Origin of the sequence: Paracoccus subflavus, assembly GCF_004310345.1 — a bacterium.
Lineage (GTDB): Bacteria > Pseudomonadota > Alphaproteobacteria > Rhodobacterales > Rhodobacteraceae > Paracoccus > Paracoccus subflavus.
Genome location: NZ_SISK01000018.1, coordinates 14,020 through 28,335, shown reverse-complemented (window position 1 = coordinate 28,335; position 14,316 = coordinate 14,020). Strand labels below are relative to the sequence as shown.

The following is a 14,316-nucleotide window of genomic DNA, read 5'->3' as shown; positions in this document are numbered from 1 at the left end:
CTTGCGCTCGTCGCCCCGCACCTCGACATGGGAGAGCCCCGTTGCGTCATCGACGGCGACATGGACAAAGTCCCAGCCTGCACCCCGGTTTCGGCACCCGACCCGAGTGCCGGTGACGCGGTGGGCCGGCTGGTTGAACCGGCCCGGCTGCTTGATATCAAGGTGGATCAGTTCGCCCGGTCAATCATGCTGATAGCGGCGCACCGGCGCGGGCGGATCGATCTGTGCAAGCCGCTCCAGACCTTCGCGCCGGAGCCAGCGCGCCACGGTGGATCGAGCCAGCCACAGCTTCGCGACAATCGTCGCCCCGGTCATCCCGCAGGCTCCGGCGCAAATAGACCATCAGCGCGACTGTCGCCTCGGTCAGCTGTCCCGAAACGCGGGCGGGAGCGCCTGCGCAGTTTAAAAGCGCCGCGACCTCCGCCGCGTTCTGGCCAGCAAGAACAGGAGCAACGATCTGTTCTCGACTGTGAAGCGTCATGCGGGCATTCTGATGCGGGTTGTTCATCCTTGGGGTCCTCGGCTGGAATTTGGCGATTGCAGCCTAACCCCGATCCAAGTGAACAACCTCCTGAGAGTTCACACCTAGCGCAGCATGGCGCCGCCATCCACCTGGATCAGGTTTCCCGTCATCCACGCGGCCTGGTCCGAGACCATGTAGCGGATCAGTTCGGCCACGTCCTCGGGTTCGCCGACGCGGCCCAGCGGAAACTCGCGGCCGCGGGCGGTCAGCAGGGCCTCGTAATCCGTGTCGGCCATGCCGGCGCGAAGCCAGATTTCGCTGCGCACCAGGGCCGGAGCGATCACGTGCACGCGGATGCCCCGGTCGGCCACCTCGCTGGCCAGGGCGGTCGAGAAGCGTTCCACAGCGCCCTTGCTCGAGGCATAGAGGGCCGAACCCGGCCGCGGCCGCGCCGCAAGAGTGCTGGACAGGTTCACCACCGTGCCCCCCGAACCCATTAGGGGCAAAAGGGCGCGCAGCACACGGATTGTTCCAAAGGTATTGACCTCGAATATCCGCTGCATCTGTTCCTCGGTGGATTCAAGGAACGGTGCGCGGGGCAGGGCCATGCCGGCGCTGTTGATGACCGCAACCAGCGGCGCCTCGTGGCGCGACACCCGTTCGGCCAGGGCCTCCACGGAACCCGGGTCCGCCACGTCGCAGGACACGGGTTCGATGCCCTCGGGCATCTGCGCGGCGTCCGGCGGCCGGCGCGAACAGGCCATCACTCGCCAGCCGTCCCGCGCCAGGGCCGCAGCCGCAGCAAGTCCGATCCCGGCGGTCCCGCCGGTCACCACCGCCAACCTCGAAGCCACCGCCGTCATTCCGTGGCCTCATCCAGGAAGGCGACGCCGCCCGCCAGCGACAGGGCCGTGGTCATCGCCGCAATCATCGAATCGGGTTGCGCGACGCCCTTGCCCGCGATGTCGAAGGCCGTGCCGTGGGGCACGGAAAGTTGCACATAGGGCAGGCCTAGATAGACGGTGCAGGCCCCCGCAAAGGCCGCCGTCTTGAGTGCGATCTGCCCTTGGTCGTGATACATCGAGATGACCGCGTCATACCGCCCCTCGATGCACTGGCGGAAGACCGCGTCTGGCGAGACCGGCCCGGCGATGTCCAGCCCTTCGGCCCGCAGGGCGGCGACGGCGGGGGCGATGATGTCTCGGTCTTCCTCGAACATGCCGTGGGGGTTCAGGGCGGCGACGGACAGACGCGGGCTGGCCATGCCCCACCGGATCAGGTGGTCGCGCGTCATGCGGGCCACATGCGAGATACGCTCGGCCGTGACCGAGGCCGCGACCGCGCGCATGGGCAGATGTTCCGCGATCGGAACCACGCGCAGGGGGCCGCTCATGCGGAACATGAAGGTTCCCTGGGGTTGCAGATCGTCAAGCTCTTGCAATACCCCGGCCATGCGCATTGAGCCGGTATCCACGGGCGCCATGATCCAGCCGTCCAGCCGCTCGTCCTTGGAAAGCTGTTCGGCCCGGTCGATCCAGGCCTTCGCCGCACGGCCCGATTCTGCCGACGACCTGCCGATCTCGAAGGCGGCGCCGACTTCGGCCCCGGGGTCGATCACGGCGATCCCCTGGATTAAGGCCGCCTCCTCGGGCGAGGAAACCGTCGTCACCGGCAGATCGACCCCCGTCAGCCCGGCGGCGCGGCGCAGCACCTCGGCCGATCCGATCAGGACGATCCGGCCGCGCGCCTGCGGCCGCCCCGAAGCCAGCGCGCGGACGCAGACCTCGGGACCGATCCCGGCGGGATCGCCGATCATCACACCGATGCAGGGATTTGCTGGCATGTGCTTCTCCTTCTGGGATCACTCGGCGCGGAAGAAGTCCGACACCATCGCGTTGAACTGGTCGCGCTTTTCGATCTGGGTCCAGTGCCCGCAATTGCCGAAAACATGCAGATCCGAATTGCGCAGAAGCTGGTGGTAGCGGAGGCTGGTTTCCAGCGGCACCACCTTGTCGTCGCGTCCATGGATCAGCAGGGCGCGGTTAGTGAGTGCCGCGACCTTGTCCTCGGGGGTGGCAAGCGCGGCCACGTGGCGCTGCCGCGGCGCCGGGAACATGGCGGCGAAGCTTTCGTGGAATCCGGGGCGGATGCTGGCCTCATAGCGCGAGCGTACCAGATCGTCGGTGATTAGCGCCGCATTGAAGGCGAAATATTCGGTCATCATCCGGCGCATGTTCTCGACCGAGGGTTCATGGCCCCAGACGGCGTCCAAACCCTCGGTCAGATCGAATTCCAGGCCAGCGGCGCCCATCAGGACAATACGATCGACCCGCTGCGGGGCGCGTGCGGCCAGTCCGACCGTCAGGGCACCGCCGAAGGAATTGCCGACGAAGTGCGCCTGCTCCACGCCGACCGCGTCCAGGAATGCCTCCAGGTGGTCCAGCCAGGCATCCAGAGTATAGGACTGGCCCGGCTTGCGCTCAGTATAGCCGAAGCCTGCAGCGTCGGGGGCGAGCACCCGGAAATGGCGGGCCAGGACGGGAATGGTGAAGCGCCAGTTGGCATAGCCCGTCACGCCCGGACCAGAACCGTGGATCAGGACCACGGGAAAGCCGCTGCCCTCTTCCAGATAGTTGGTCTTCAGCCCGGCGGCCTCGACGCTTTTGCCGATTTCGGGATCGGTCGTGCTGGATGTCATAGTCATTGCTCCTTATTGCGTTGCATCTGCGACGTGTTCGCGCTGCCGAAGAAGATCGAGGGCGACGTCCACGATCATGTCCTCCTGCCCGCCGATCATCTTTCGCCGTCCCAGTTCCTCGAGAATGTCGCGCGCACGGACGCCGTATTGCTGCGCGGCGCTTTCGGCATGGCGCAGGAAGCTTGAATAGACCCCGGCAAAGCCCAGCGTCAGGGTTTCGCGATCGACGCGAACGGGGCGGTCCTGGATCGGACGTACCAGATCCTCGGCCGCATCCAGCAGCGCGTAAAGATCGGCCCTGACCGGATGGCCGTCCAGCGACGCCACCGCGACCAGCACCTCGATCGGAGCGTTGCCGGCGCCGGCCCCCTGACCGGCCAGCGATCCGTCCACGCGGACCGCCCCTTCCTCGATCGCGGCGATCGAATTGGCCACGCCCAGCGACAGGTTGTGATGGGCGTGAACGCCCACCGCGGTTTCAAGGCGCAGCGCGTCGCGCAGGGCGCGCACGCGGGCGCGCATCCCGCGTTCGGTCAGCGCCCCCCCGGAATCCGTCACATAGACGCAATGCGCGCCATAGCTCTCCATCAGCCTGGCCTGCGCGGCAAGGGCCTCGGGCGGGGACATGTGCGCCATCATCAGGAAGCCGGCCACGTCCATCCCCAGGTCGCGGGCCGCCGCGATGTGCTGGGCGGCGACATCGGCCTCGGTGCAATGGGTGGCGATGCGCACCGATCTGACCCCGGCCTCATGGGCGGCGCGCAGATCGTGAAGCGTGCCGATGCCCGGCAGCAGCAGCGTCGTCAGCCGCGCGTTCTGCACGACCTCGGCGGCAGCGGCGATCCATTCCAGGTCGCTGTGCCTTCCGAAGCCATAGGTGAAGCTGGCCCCCGTCAGCCCGTCGCCATGCGCCACCTCGATGGCGTCGATGCCGGCCGCATCAAGCGCCGCGGCGATCGTGCGGACCTGATCGAGCGTATAGCTGTGCCGCAGCGCGTGCATCCCGTCGCGGAGCGTCACATCCTGCAGGTAGAGTGGCTTGCGGTCCATATCAGGTGTGCTCCTTCATCCTGGCGGCGATCTCCTCGGCGGCGCGCAGCGCGGCCGAGGTCATGATGTCCAGATTGCCGGCGTAGTTCGGCAGGTAGTGGCCCGCGCCCTCCACCTCCAGGAAGATGGAAACCTGCACGGGCGCGGCCAGGCCCGTCACGCCCATCCGCTCCAGCGTCTCTGCCGGGACGGCGCTGAACTGCACCTCCTGCTTGAGGCGATAGCCGGGGACATAGCGCCTGACGCTCTCGGCCATGCGATGCACCGCGTCCCGGATCGCGTCGCGGTCGTCGCTGTCGGCAAGGCAGATCACCGTGTCGCGCATGATCATGGGCGGCTCGGCAGGGTTCAGGATGATGATTGCCTTGCCGCGCGCGGCACCCCCGACCGCCTCGATCGCGCGGGCGGTGGTTTCGGTGAACTCGTCGATATTGGCGCGCGTCCCCGGCCCTGCTGATCGCGAAGATATCGAGGCGACAATTTCGGCATAGGGGACGGGCGCCACCGAGGCGACTGCCGCGACGATCGGGATCGTCGCTTGGCCGCCGCAGGTCACCATGTTGATGTTGGTGGCCCCAAGATGAGCCTGCAGGTTGACTGTCGGGATCACATAGGGGCCGATGGCAGCGGGCGTCAGGTCGATCACCCGCTTGCCGTCGACCTGCAGCAGCGCGTCATGGCGGGCATGGGCGCCTGCCGATGTCGCGTCGAAAACGATCTCGATCTCGCCATAGCCCGGCAGGGCCCGGAGGCCATCGATGCCCGCCGCGGTCGTCGGGACACCCAGACGGGCCGCGCGCTTCAGCCCCTCGGATTCGGGGTCGATCCCGACCATCGCGCCCATTTCGAGCATTTTCGAGACGCGCATCACCTTGATCATCAGATCGGTGCCGATATTGCCGCTGCCGATGATCGCTACCTTGCGTCTCATGTCAGACCTCCAAAGCGAATGCGGCCTTGCCAAGGCCGCAAATAATGACTTCGACGGCCGTCCCGGGCGCGGGGGCCGCCATGGGGCCGAGCGCCCCGGACAAGATCACCTCGCCGGCGCGCAGCGGAGCGCCGAGGCCGTGCATGCGCCCGGCCAGCCAGGCGACCGCGTTCACGGGATTGCCAAGGCAGGCACGCCCAGTTCCGGTCGAGACCTGTTTGCCGTCGAAGGTCATCTGCATGGCACAGTCGGCGAAGTCGAAACCAAGCGGGGCGCGGGCCGGGCTGCCCAGCACGAACATTCCCGATGAGGCGTTGTCCGCCACCGTGTCGATCAGCGAGATGTCCCAGTTCGCGATCCGGCTGCCGACGATCTCGATGGCGGGCATGATGAAGGCGGTGGCGCGCAGGATCTCGGCCGCGGTCGGCGCGAGCATGTCCAGGTCTTCGCCCAAAACGAAGGCGATCTCGCCTTCGGCCTTGGCCTGCAGGACGGCCCCCGCGGCCAAAACGCCGCCATCTGGCACGACCATGTCCGACAGCAGCACCCCGAAGTCGGGCTCATTCACGCCCAACTGCTTCTGCACCGCCGGCGAGGTCAGCCCGATCTTGCGCCCGACCGGGCGGACCGACCGATTCAGGCGGCGGGCGATGTTGATTTCCTGAACGCGGTAGGCCGCATCGACCCCATGCGCGGCCAGGCCCTTGCGCAGCGGGGCGCAGGGCTGGCCGCTTTCCTGCGCCTTCCACAGCGCAGCGGCGGCAGCCAGGATCGCGTCCTCGGGCGAAGAAATATCTGCTGTATCGAAACTCATGGGTGTCGTCTTCCTGATTAGGTGTCGTTCAGGGCGGCAAAGACCTCGTCCGCCTCGATGCGGACTGGATAGACCCTCAGCGGGATCGTGCAGGGGGCCGAGGTCACCTTGCCGTCGCGGACGTCGAACGCCCCCAGATGCAGGCCGCATTCGATCTGGAAGCCGTCCAGGATGCCCCCTTCGGTCAGCGACGCCTGTCCGTGGGTGCAGGTGTCATCGGTCACGAACACCGCATCGCCGACCCGCCATGCCGCCAAGGGGCCGCGCCCGTCACGGTCGATGCGCAGCCCGTCGTCTTCGGAAATATCCGAGATGGAGCAGAGTCTTGTCCAGGTCACGGCGTGAAGGTTCCTTTCAGCAGTTGGAAACGTCGTCGGAAAGATCAGGGCGCCGCGACAGCACCGCCGCGGCCCCCGGGCCGAGCGCCTCGCGCACGAAGCCCGCCGGATCGTTCTGCATGACCGCGAAGGGATAGTCCGATCCCATCACCACCCGCCCCAGCCCTTGGCGCGCCGCCAGGAAGCGCAGCACCTCGGGGTCATAGACGATGCTGTCTAGGTGGAAGCGGCGCGACAGGTCGGCCGCATCGCCGCCGCATTCGGCAAGATGGGGCGGCGCCACAGCGGCCTGCACCTGCGCCAGCCGCGCCGAGAGGATCGCCAGCCCGCCGCCGCCATGGGCAAGCACGACCTTCAGGCCGGGAAACCGCGCCAGCACACCCCCCGTCAGCATCGACAACGCGGCCAGCGTCGATTCCAGGGGAAACAGCGACACCGCGGCATCGCCGCCCGCCCCGACGCGCTCCAGCCCGGCGGGGTGCAGAGCATGGACCATCACCACCATGCCTTCGGCCTCAGCCGCCTCGTAGACCGGGTCGAACTGGCGGTGGCCCAGCGGCAGGCCGTTCACATGGCTGCCGATCTCGATCCCGGCGAAACCGGCCGCAGCAAGATCGCGGACCATTCCGGCCGCCAACCGGGGCGCCTGCATCGGGACCGCGCCATAGGCGGCGAACCGGTCCGGCCGCGCCGCCGTCATCTCGGCCAGCGACGCGTTCAGATGCGCGCAGAAGCCCTGGGCCGAATGGTCGGCGAACCAGTAGGACAGCAGTTCCGGCATCGGCGACAGCACCTGCCTGTCCACCCCATCCCGGTCCATGTCCGACAGCCGCGCCCTCACATCCCAGGACCGCGCGTCGATGCGCCGGAACACACGTCCGGCGATCATCACCTCGGCCTCGCTGTCCGAGAGGCGGCGCATCGAAGGCCAAAGTGGCTCCCCGCCCCTCTGGGGGGGGAAGTCCGCCGGAACCACATGGGTGTGAAAATCCGTCACTGCCGTGTCGGGCATCGCTTCCTCCTCACCGCAGCAGACGGAGGGGATCGCCCCCGGGATCGGCCAGAGCCGCAGGGTCAATCTCGAGGCCGCGGCCGATGGCGCGGCGCGCCAGCGTCGCAAGCTTGGGGTTGTCCAAGGTCGTGCAGCCGACCAGCCGCCCGTCGCGCAGGTGGAAGGCCGCGAACCGCCCATCCCCTGACAGGCGCACGATCTCGGTTCCCGCGCAGACCCCTTCGGACTGCAACCTCTGGCCAAGCTGATCGGACCAGAACCCCGGCACCAGGTCGTCGCCCGCCGGGTCCGAACCCAGGATAGAGGCGGCGACGCGACGGGCCTGCATCTCGGCATTGCGCCAGCTTTCCTGCCGCTCAGGCCGGTCCGACCAGGGAACCACGGCCCGGGCGACATCGCCCGCAGCCCAGATGCCGGGCTGCGAGGTGCGCCCTTCGGCATCGACCAGAATCCCGTCCTCGCAGGCCAGCCCTGCGGCCTCGGCCAGGGCCATGTCGGGGACCACACCGATTGCCGCCACGACCGCGTCGGCGGCGATCGCGGTGCCATCGTCCAGCGTCAGCACGAAGACCCCGGGGCCAGAGTCGAGGGACCGGGGGTCGATCCGTCGCAGTGTCCGACCCAGGTGCAGTTCGGTTCCCGCGGCCCGGTGTCGGGCTTCGATGAAGGCCGAGGCAGCCGGGCCGACCTGCCGAGCCATGAGGCGGTCGGCGGCCTCGATCAGAACCGGCCGGACCCCGCGGGCAAGCGCGCTTGACACCAGTTCCAAGCCGATCACGCCCCCGCCGACGACGGCAAGCGTCGTCCCGGGCCGCAACCGCTCGCGCAGGGCCAGGGCCTCGTCCATGCGGCGAAGGACCGGCAGCGGCCCGGCCGCGCCTTCGGGGACCAGGCGCCGCGGCCTGGCACCGGTCGCCAGCACCAGATCATCGAAGTCAAGACGGCGCCCGTCCTCTAGCAACAGACGCCTCGCAACCGCATCAAGCTCTGTCGCCCGGGTCGCCGTGATCAGGGCGACGCCCATCTGGGCCAGATGCGCGGCAGGCGCCAGCAGTGTCGTGTCGGGTTCAGCCTCGCCGGTCAGCAGGCCCTTGGACAGGGCCGGGCGTTCGTAGGGAGGGTGCGCTTCCTCGGCCACGAGGGTGATGCGCCCCTGGAACCCCGCCTCGCGCAGCGACAGGGCGACGCGCCCGCCCGCCTGCCCGCCACCGACGATGACAACATGCCTTTCAGACATTCACGAACCCCCTTGCCATCATGCTGATGCCCAGCAGGATCAGCAGCCAGTTCAGAAGATACCGGAACCGGGCCTCGTCGAGGCGCTGCACGAAGCGGCCAGCCACCATCATGCCGAACATCGCCGGTACGACAGCCAGGGCCGAGACCATCATCACCGCCGGCGGAATGCCCCCCACGAACAGCAACCCGCCGACATAAGGCACGGCTGCGAGGAAATAGACGACCGAGATCGAGGTCAGGAACTCGGACCGCTCCAGCCCGAGGCTGGACATGTAGACGATGATCGGTATCCCGAACAGCGAACTGACCCCCCCGATGGCGCCTGCCAGAAACCCCACCCCGACGCCGATCGGCCGTTCCAGCCGAGGAGGAATGGTCCAGCCGCGCGCTGTCATCAGCGCAATCACCGACAGCGTCAGGATAGCGCCCGCGATGATGAGCAGAACATCGTTGTCGATCCGCTTCAGCAGGCCTGTCGCCAAGATCAGGGTGATCGCCATCACCAGTTGCATCGGCCAGAACCGCCGGACCACCTGTCGCAAGCGCCCGTTCATTAGCGCCTGCCAGCCGTTCGTCACCAGGATCGGCGCCATGGTCAGGGCCACGGCCACCGGGACGCTGACGCCGAAGGACAGGATCGGCAGGGCCACCATCGGCAACCCGATCCCCGACAGACCCTTGATGATGCCCCCCGCAAGAAAGGCCGCGGCGATCAGAAGCAGGATCTCGGGGTCCATCACGATGAGCGTCGCTTTGCGGAAAGGGGCGCGGTGTCCAGCACCTGCTGTCCCGAGCCAAAGAAGGTGCTGGACAGCAGAAGGATCAGGCCGGCAGCGGCGGCGCTCCAGGCCAGCCACGGCATCGCCGCGCTAAACAGGGCGATGGCTCCGCAGCCAAGCAGAACGACGCGCAGCCAGCCGGGAAGCACCGTCCTGAAGAAGCCGACCACCGCCGGGGCCATGAAGCACAACGCCATCGTGACGATCACCACGTCTTCCAGGATAGAGGCCATGTCGTCCTGCATCAGAAGCCCCGGCCGCAGGACGAAGGCGAAGGGTAACAGAAAGACCAGAATGCCGAACCGGGCCGCCCAGAGCGAAGTTCGCATCGGCTCGGCCGCGGCGATGGCTGCGGCCACATAGGCCGCGATCGCAACCGGCGGCGTCAGATGCGAGGCCACGGAGAACCACACCAGGAACAGATGCGCTTCAAGCATGCCGAACCCGGCCCCCGTCATGCCGGGCGCCAGAAGGATCGCGGCCAGGGCATAGACCGCCGGCACCGGCATCCCCATGCCGAAGATGATGGTCACGCCTGCGGCCAGAAGCAGGATGAGCGGCTTGTTGCCATCGGCGAATTCGAACATCACGAACGACACCTTCGACCCCAGGCCGGTGACGTTCAGGACCTGCTCGACAAGGCCGGCGCCCGCGACCGCGGCAATCAGCGGCGCCATCATCGCGGTTGCCTCGACCAGCAGATCGACCATCCTGCGCGGACCGATTCTGTTCTCGCGCAGCCGGCTGAAGCTGCTCAGCCCGATGACCAGGGCGATCGCCATGACGGCGCTGAACTGCGCTGATTTGCCGGCTTCGATCAGATAGACCAGGGCGGCGATGGGGATCAGGAACATCCACCCCTCGCGCAGCACCCGGGGGATGCGCGGGATCTCGCCCTCGAAGGCGCCCAGGTCGTAGCGGAGCGAAAAGAAATGCACCTGCGCCATCACGCCCACGTAATAAAGCAGCGCCAGCACGATCGAGCTCGAGACAATGTCGCCATAGGAGATGCCGGTGAACTCGACCATCATGAAGACCACCGCGCCCATGATCGGGGGCATGAAGCTGCCTCCGACCGAAGCGACGGTTTCGATGGCCGCGGCCGTATGGGCCGGATAGCCCAGCCGCTTCATCATGGGAATGGTGATCGATCCGGTCGTAACGACATCCGAGGTCGGGCTGCCGGAAATCATCCCGAAAAGCCCGCTCGAGACGACGGCGACCTTGGCCACGCCGCCACTCAGCCGCCCAGTCAGCGCCGCCGCAAGGTCGAAGAAGAACTTTCCTCCGCCGCTGGCCTCGAGGATCTTGCCGAAGACCACGAACAGATAGACATAGAGCGCCGCAGCGGCCACCGGGGTCCCGAACAGCCCTCCGTTCACGCTGATCACCGACTGCTCGATGATCTCCGCGGTTGAGAACGGGCGGTGATAGAGGAAGCCGTCGAGGACATGCCCGAAGGCCAGGTAAGCCATCAGCAACAGCACGATCAGCGTCATTCCCGGCCCGACCCGGCGCTTCATGATGACGAGGACGACGAACATCAGGACCGCGCCGGAGACGAGATCCGCCATTCCGAAGCGGCTGATGCCGAGGATCCAGGTCGAGAAGCTGACACTCCGTGTCAGAAGATAGGCCCCCGCCATCGCGACCGCCACCGCCATCGCGTATTCGAACCAGCCGATCCGCGTGGAGTCCGGACGCGGCCCCGACGTCAGCGTGGCGATGATCAGCATCGGGATCATGAACACGAGGCCGATCTGGATCGGCGTCAGAACGCCCCAGAGGGCCAGCCAGACCTGGAACGCGGCCAGCGGCAGGGCAAGGACCACGGCAACGAGGCGGGTGGTGGGGGTGAAGGGCACCCCCGAGCCTGCCGAGAGCAGGCCAGCAAGGAAATTACGCAAGGTCTTCTCCCTCTACAGGTCGATCTGCGAACCGGACGGAACGAAAACGGGACGTTGCAGGCCGCCAGGCAGCGCGCGGCGCCTTTGTTCAGAGCGTGCGAGAGGCGAAATAGGCCTCTGCAGCGGGATGAAGCGGCACGCCCGGGATATTGGGGACGATATTCTGCCGCGTGACCCCGGTAAGCGCCGGATGCATCGAGTGATAGGTGTCCAGACGGGTATCGAGCGCCTTGCACAGCTTCCAGACCTGTTCATCAGTCGCCGCGGGGCCGGCGATGACGATGTGCGAGCTGGCCGGGGTGTGCAGTTCCTCGGTCTGCCATTCATAGCTTCCCGCCGGGATCGCGCCGACATTCACCGACATGATCTTTGCCGCGGCGGCCGCCTGTTCCTGGGTCATGGGCACGAAGGCCAAGGGATGGGTGCTGTTAAGTTCGATCATGGTGCCGACCGGAACGAAGCCGCCGGTGATCTCGATGTCCGCGCGCTGCTGGCGCATCAGATCCATCGTCGAGCCGGTGTTCTGCTCGATCAGCGTGCCGCCCCAGGACACGATGTCGTCGGTGGTCATCCCGTGCGCCTCTAGGATCGCATGGACATGAGCGCGCGCCCACAGGTTGCCCGGCTGGTTGATCCCCAGGCGGACGGGGATGCGCCGGTCGCGGATCTCGGTCAGGTTGGTGATGCCGTTTTCCTCGATGAACTCCTTGCGGCCATAGACATGAGCCAGCGTCAGGTCCGGGCTGAGCATCGTCACCATCCAGAAGCGGCCCTCGAAGGATTCGGGGAAGGGCTCTTCCCCGCGCGCCGCCATCAGCACTTCGATGGTGGATTCCAGGGCGAACTCGCGCTCGCCGTTGACGACCGCCACGAAGGATCCCGCGGGATTGCCCGGCTCATAGACCACATTCGACCCGGGGAAGGCTTCCCGCACCACCGCAGCCTGGGCCTCGCCCAGGATGCTGACCATACCGCGCGACGAATATCCGGCGATCGTCGCTGTGATGGGGCTGTCGTCGAAGGACATGATCTGCGCGCGCAGCGGCAGACCGCTGCCCATCAGGGCAAGACCGGCAGAGGCGGTTCCAAGAAGGCGGCGGCGAGACAGAGTGGTCATAGAGTTCCTCCCATTTTGTTGTGGTCGTTTCCAGTTCCGAAGCTGTGGCCTGCGGCCCGCCGGCAAGGCTAGACCCCGCAGGCAGGCCGCCCGGCCGGTCAGATCAGGAAGGTCATGTTCGGCATAGGAGTGTCATTGTTCAGCACGAAGACCTTCTTGCGCCGGATCCGCAGCCCCTCCTCGGTGCGGACCAGCGTGTGTTCGTTGCGGCCGAACCAGGTCACTTGGCGGTTCAGCCGCACCTCGCCCAGCACGAAGGTCGAATGCCCCGTGATGGTGCCGTCGTCGGCGGATTCGATCTCGATGTTGGACAGCACGCGGATCAGCCGGGACTTGGGCTGTTGGGCATGGGCGAACTTCCCGCTCAGGCGGCGCACCCGCTCGCGGATCTGGTCATACCCATCGTAGATGATGGAGAGTTGGCGGTTGGGGTCCACCTCCTCGGCGTTGCAGGGCACCCAGTAGAGGCAGTCCCGGTCCCACAGCGCCAGCCACTCCTCGAGGCGGTGGTTGTCCATCAGGCGCGCCTCGTGAAAGAGAAACGCCTCGTATTCCTGCCCGACTTCACTCTGCCTGGCGATGGTCGCGTGCTTGTTCATCTGGATCGATCCTGCCTTGCCGCTGCCTCAGGCCATGCTCATCAGGCGCTTCCACTCGCGCATCTGACCGCGCTGCGTGGTCTCGTCCGAAATGCGTCCGACGCGGGTGCCGTCCACATCCACGATCTCGCGGTTGAGGCCGCGGGACATGTCGATCCAGGGGTTAACGGTGGCGTTCATCCCCATCTGCGCGCGTTCGAAGATCTCGGCATCGTCGGGCGAGCCCGATGACGAAGGACCATAGAAGGATTCGTGCTGGCGCATCCGCAGGGCGTTGATCTCGTCGGGCACGCCGTCCAGAAGCACAGGGAACATCAGCACCTCGGTCTCGTCGGGCCCGACCGGGTTCATGATCCGGATCTGGTTGCCGAGTACCTGAAGGTTGGGGAAGACGCCCAGATGGGGATCTCCGGCCAGCGACAGGTTCCGCTTGGCTTGCTCCTCGCCATAGGCGGCGAACATCGCATCGATATAGGTCGGCCCCCCGGGGATCGAGCGCAGGAAGTCCACGTATTTGTCGATGCTGGCCATCCGGTGCTCGCGGAAATCCAGCAGCACGTGGCCCCGGCCAAGATCGCGCGTGCGCGTCAGCGCCTCGTCGCTGAACGGGTCGTTCTTGTGCATGGCGGCTATGCCAGAGTTCTCGTCATCGGCCCATCCCTCGACGACCGAGGCGTGAACGTAGTTGACGTGATAGCCATCCATGCCGACCAGTTTCCAATTGCCCCGGTACACGGTCTTGTTGACGCCGGCGTTCACGGTGATCTTGCCGGTCGGCGAGAAGTCGATAAGATAGTTCATCAGATCGGCCGCCTGGCCCAGATGCTCGCGGAGGGGCAGAACGTCGTCGGACAGGCTTGCGAAGACGAAGCCGCGATAATCCTCGACCCGGGCGGGACGAGCAAGGCCGCCCTTCTTCTCGCAGAAGCCCGGCTCGTAGCCCGCATCGGCGGTGACCTGGACCAGCTTGCCCGAGGTGTCATAGGTCCAGCCATGATACCAGCAGCGGAAGAACTTGGTGTTTCCGCTTTCGACCTCGGCGACCACGGCGCCGCGGTGCAGGCAGCGGTTCATCATGACATTCACCGCGCCGTCCTTGCCGCGCACCATGATGACGGGTTGCCGGCCGATCTTGCGCAGCCGGAAATCGCCCGTCCTCGGCACTTCGCTTTCATGGCCAATATACATCCAGGTGCGGTTGAAGATGCGTTCGATCTCGAGCTCAAAGATCTCGGGATCGGTGTAGATGGCGGAATGAACCCGCCTCTGCTCGACGAGATCGTCGATCGAAAGACCGCGCGAGACGGCGAGTTGGGCGGGAGAAGTCGGTTTGTTCACTGCAGGTATCCTTTCCTGAGAGGGCGTGCAG

General features: G+C 66.6%; 15 protein-coding genes. All 15 read right to left on the bottom strand.

All coding sequences use genetic code 11. The annotated features are described in order from the left end of the window. Positions 1-180: 180 nt before the first annotated feature. Complete coding sequence (locus tag EYE42_RS16535) at positions 181-315, bottom strand: hypothetical protein (RefSeq protein WP_281277830.1); 135 nt, start codon at positions 313-315, stop codon at positions 181-183. Positions 316-585: 270 nt separating this feature from the next. Continuing rightward, on the bottom strand, positions 586-1,317 hold the full coding sequence (locus EYE42_RS15680) for an SDR family NAD(P)-dependent oxidoreductase (RefSeq protein WP_165455829.1): 732 nt from the start codon (positions 1,315-1,317) through the stop codon (positions 586-588). A 5-nt stretch (positions 1,318-1,322) separates the two neighbouring features. Further along, on the bottom strand, positions 1,323-2,306 hold the full coding sequence (locus EYE42_RS15675; RefSeq protein WP_130992254.1) for a PdxA family dehydrogenase: 984 nt from the start codon (positions 2,304-2,306) through the stop codon (positions 1,323-1,325). Between the two features lie 18 nt (positions 2,307-2,324). Next, a complete protein-coding gene (locus EYE42_RS15670) occupies positions 2,325-3,161 on the bottom strand; it encodes an alpha/beta fold hydrolase (protein ID WP_130992253.1) in 837 nt (278 codons plus the stop codon). A 12-nt stretch (positions 3,162-3,173) separates the two neighbouring features. After that, complete coding sequence (dmpG, locus tag EYE42_RS15665) at positions 3,174-4,211, bottom strand: 4-hydroxy-2-oxovalerate aldolase (protein WP_130992252.1); 1,038 nt, start codon at positions 4,209-4,211, stop codon at positions 3,174-3,176. Between the two features lies 1 nt (position 4,212). Next, positions 4,213-5,142, bottom strand: coding sequence for an acetaldehyde dehydrogenase (acetylating) (locus EYE42_RS15660; protein WP_130992251.1), 930 nt, complete (start codon positions 5,140-5,142; stop codon positions 4,213-4,215). Between the two features lies 1 nt (position 5,143). Further along, positions 5,144-5,956: a 2-keto-4-pentenoate hydratase gene (locus EYE42_RS15655; RefSeq protein ID WP_130992250.1), complete on the bottom strand. Its 813-nt coding sequence runs from the start codon at positions 5,954-5,956 to the stop codon at positions 5,144-5,146. Positions 5,957-5,973: 17 nt separating this feature from the next. Further along, on the bottom strand, positions 5,974-6,294 hold the full coding sequence (locus tag EYE42_RS15650; RefSeq protein WP_130992249.1) for a non-heme iron oxygenase ferredoxin subunit: 321 nt from the start codon (positions 6,292-6,294) through the stop codon (positions 5,974-5,976). A gap of 16 nt (positions 6,295-6,310) precedes the next feature. Beyond that, positions 6,311-7,306 (bottom strand): amidohydrolase family protein, encoded by a 996-nt coding sequence (locus tag EYE42_RS15645; RefSeq protein ID WP_130992248.1) that lies wholly within the window; start codon positions 7,304-7,306, stop codon positions 6,311-6,313. A gap of 10 nt (positions 7,307-7,316) precedes the next feature. After that, positions 7,317-8,543 carry an NAD(P)/FAD-dependent oxidoreductase gene (locus EYE42_RS15640; protein WP_130992247.1) on the bottom strand — a complete coding sequence of 409 codons (1,227 nt, stop codon included), beginning with the start codon at positions 8,541-8,543 and terminating at the stop codon, positions 7,317-7,319. After that, positions 8,536-9,282, bottom strand: coding sequence for a sulfite exporter TauE/SafE family protein (locus EYE42_RS15635; protein ID WP_246020853.1), 747 nt, complete (start codon positions 9,280-9,282; stop codon positions 8,536-8,538). The genes EYE42_RS15640 and EYE42_RS15635 overlap by 8 nt, the downstream gene beginning before the upstream one ends. Further along, complete coding sequence (locus tag EYE42_RS15630) at positions 9,282-11,231, bottom strand: TRAP transporter permease (protein WP_130992245.1); 1,950 nt, start codon at positions 11,229-11,231, stop codon at positions 9,282-9,284. The genes EYE42_RS15635 and EYE42_RS15630 overlap by 1 nt, the downstream gene beginning before the upstream one ends. A gap of 88 nt (positions 11,232-11,319) precedes the next feature. Next, entirely contained in the window at positions 11,320-12,348 is a 1,029-nt protein-coding gene (locus tag EYE42_RS15625) for a TAXI family TRAP transporter solute-binding subunit (protein ID WP_130992244.1), read from the bottom strand. 98 nt (positions 12,349-12,446) lie between these two features. Further along, positions 12,447-12,947, bottom strand: a complete 501-nt coding sequence (locus tag EYE42_RS15620) for an aromatic-ring-hydroxylating dioxygenase subunit beta (RefSeq protein WP_130992243.1) — start codon at positions 12,945-12,947, stop codon at positions 12,447-12,449. A 27-nt stretch (positions 12,948-12,974) separates the two neighbouring features. Further along, positions 12,975-14,285: an aromatic ring-hydroxylating oxygenase subunit alpha gene (locus EYE42_RS15615; RefSeq protein ID WP_211657962.1), complete on the bottom strand. Its 1,311-nt coding sequence runs from the start codon at positions 14,283-14,285 to the stop codon at positions 12,975-12,977. Between the last annotated feature and the right edge of the window lie 31 nt (positions 14,286-14,316).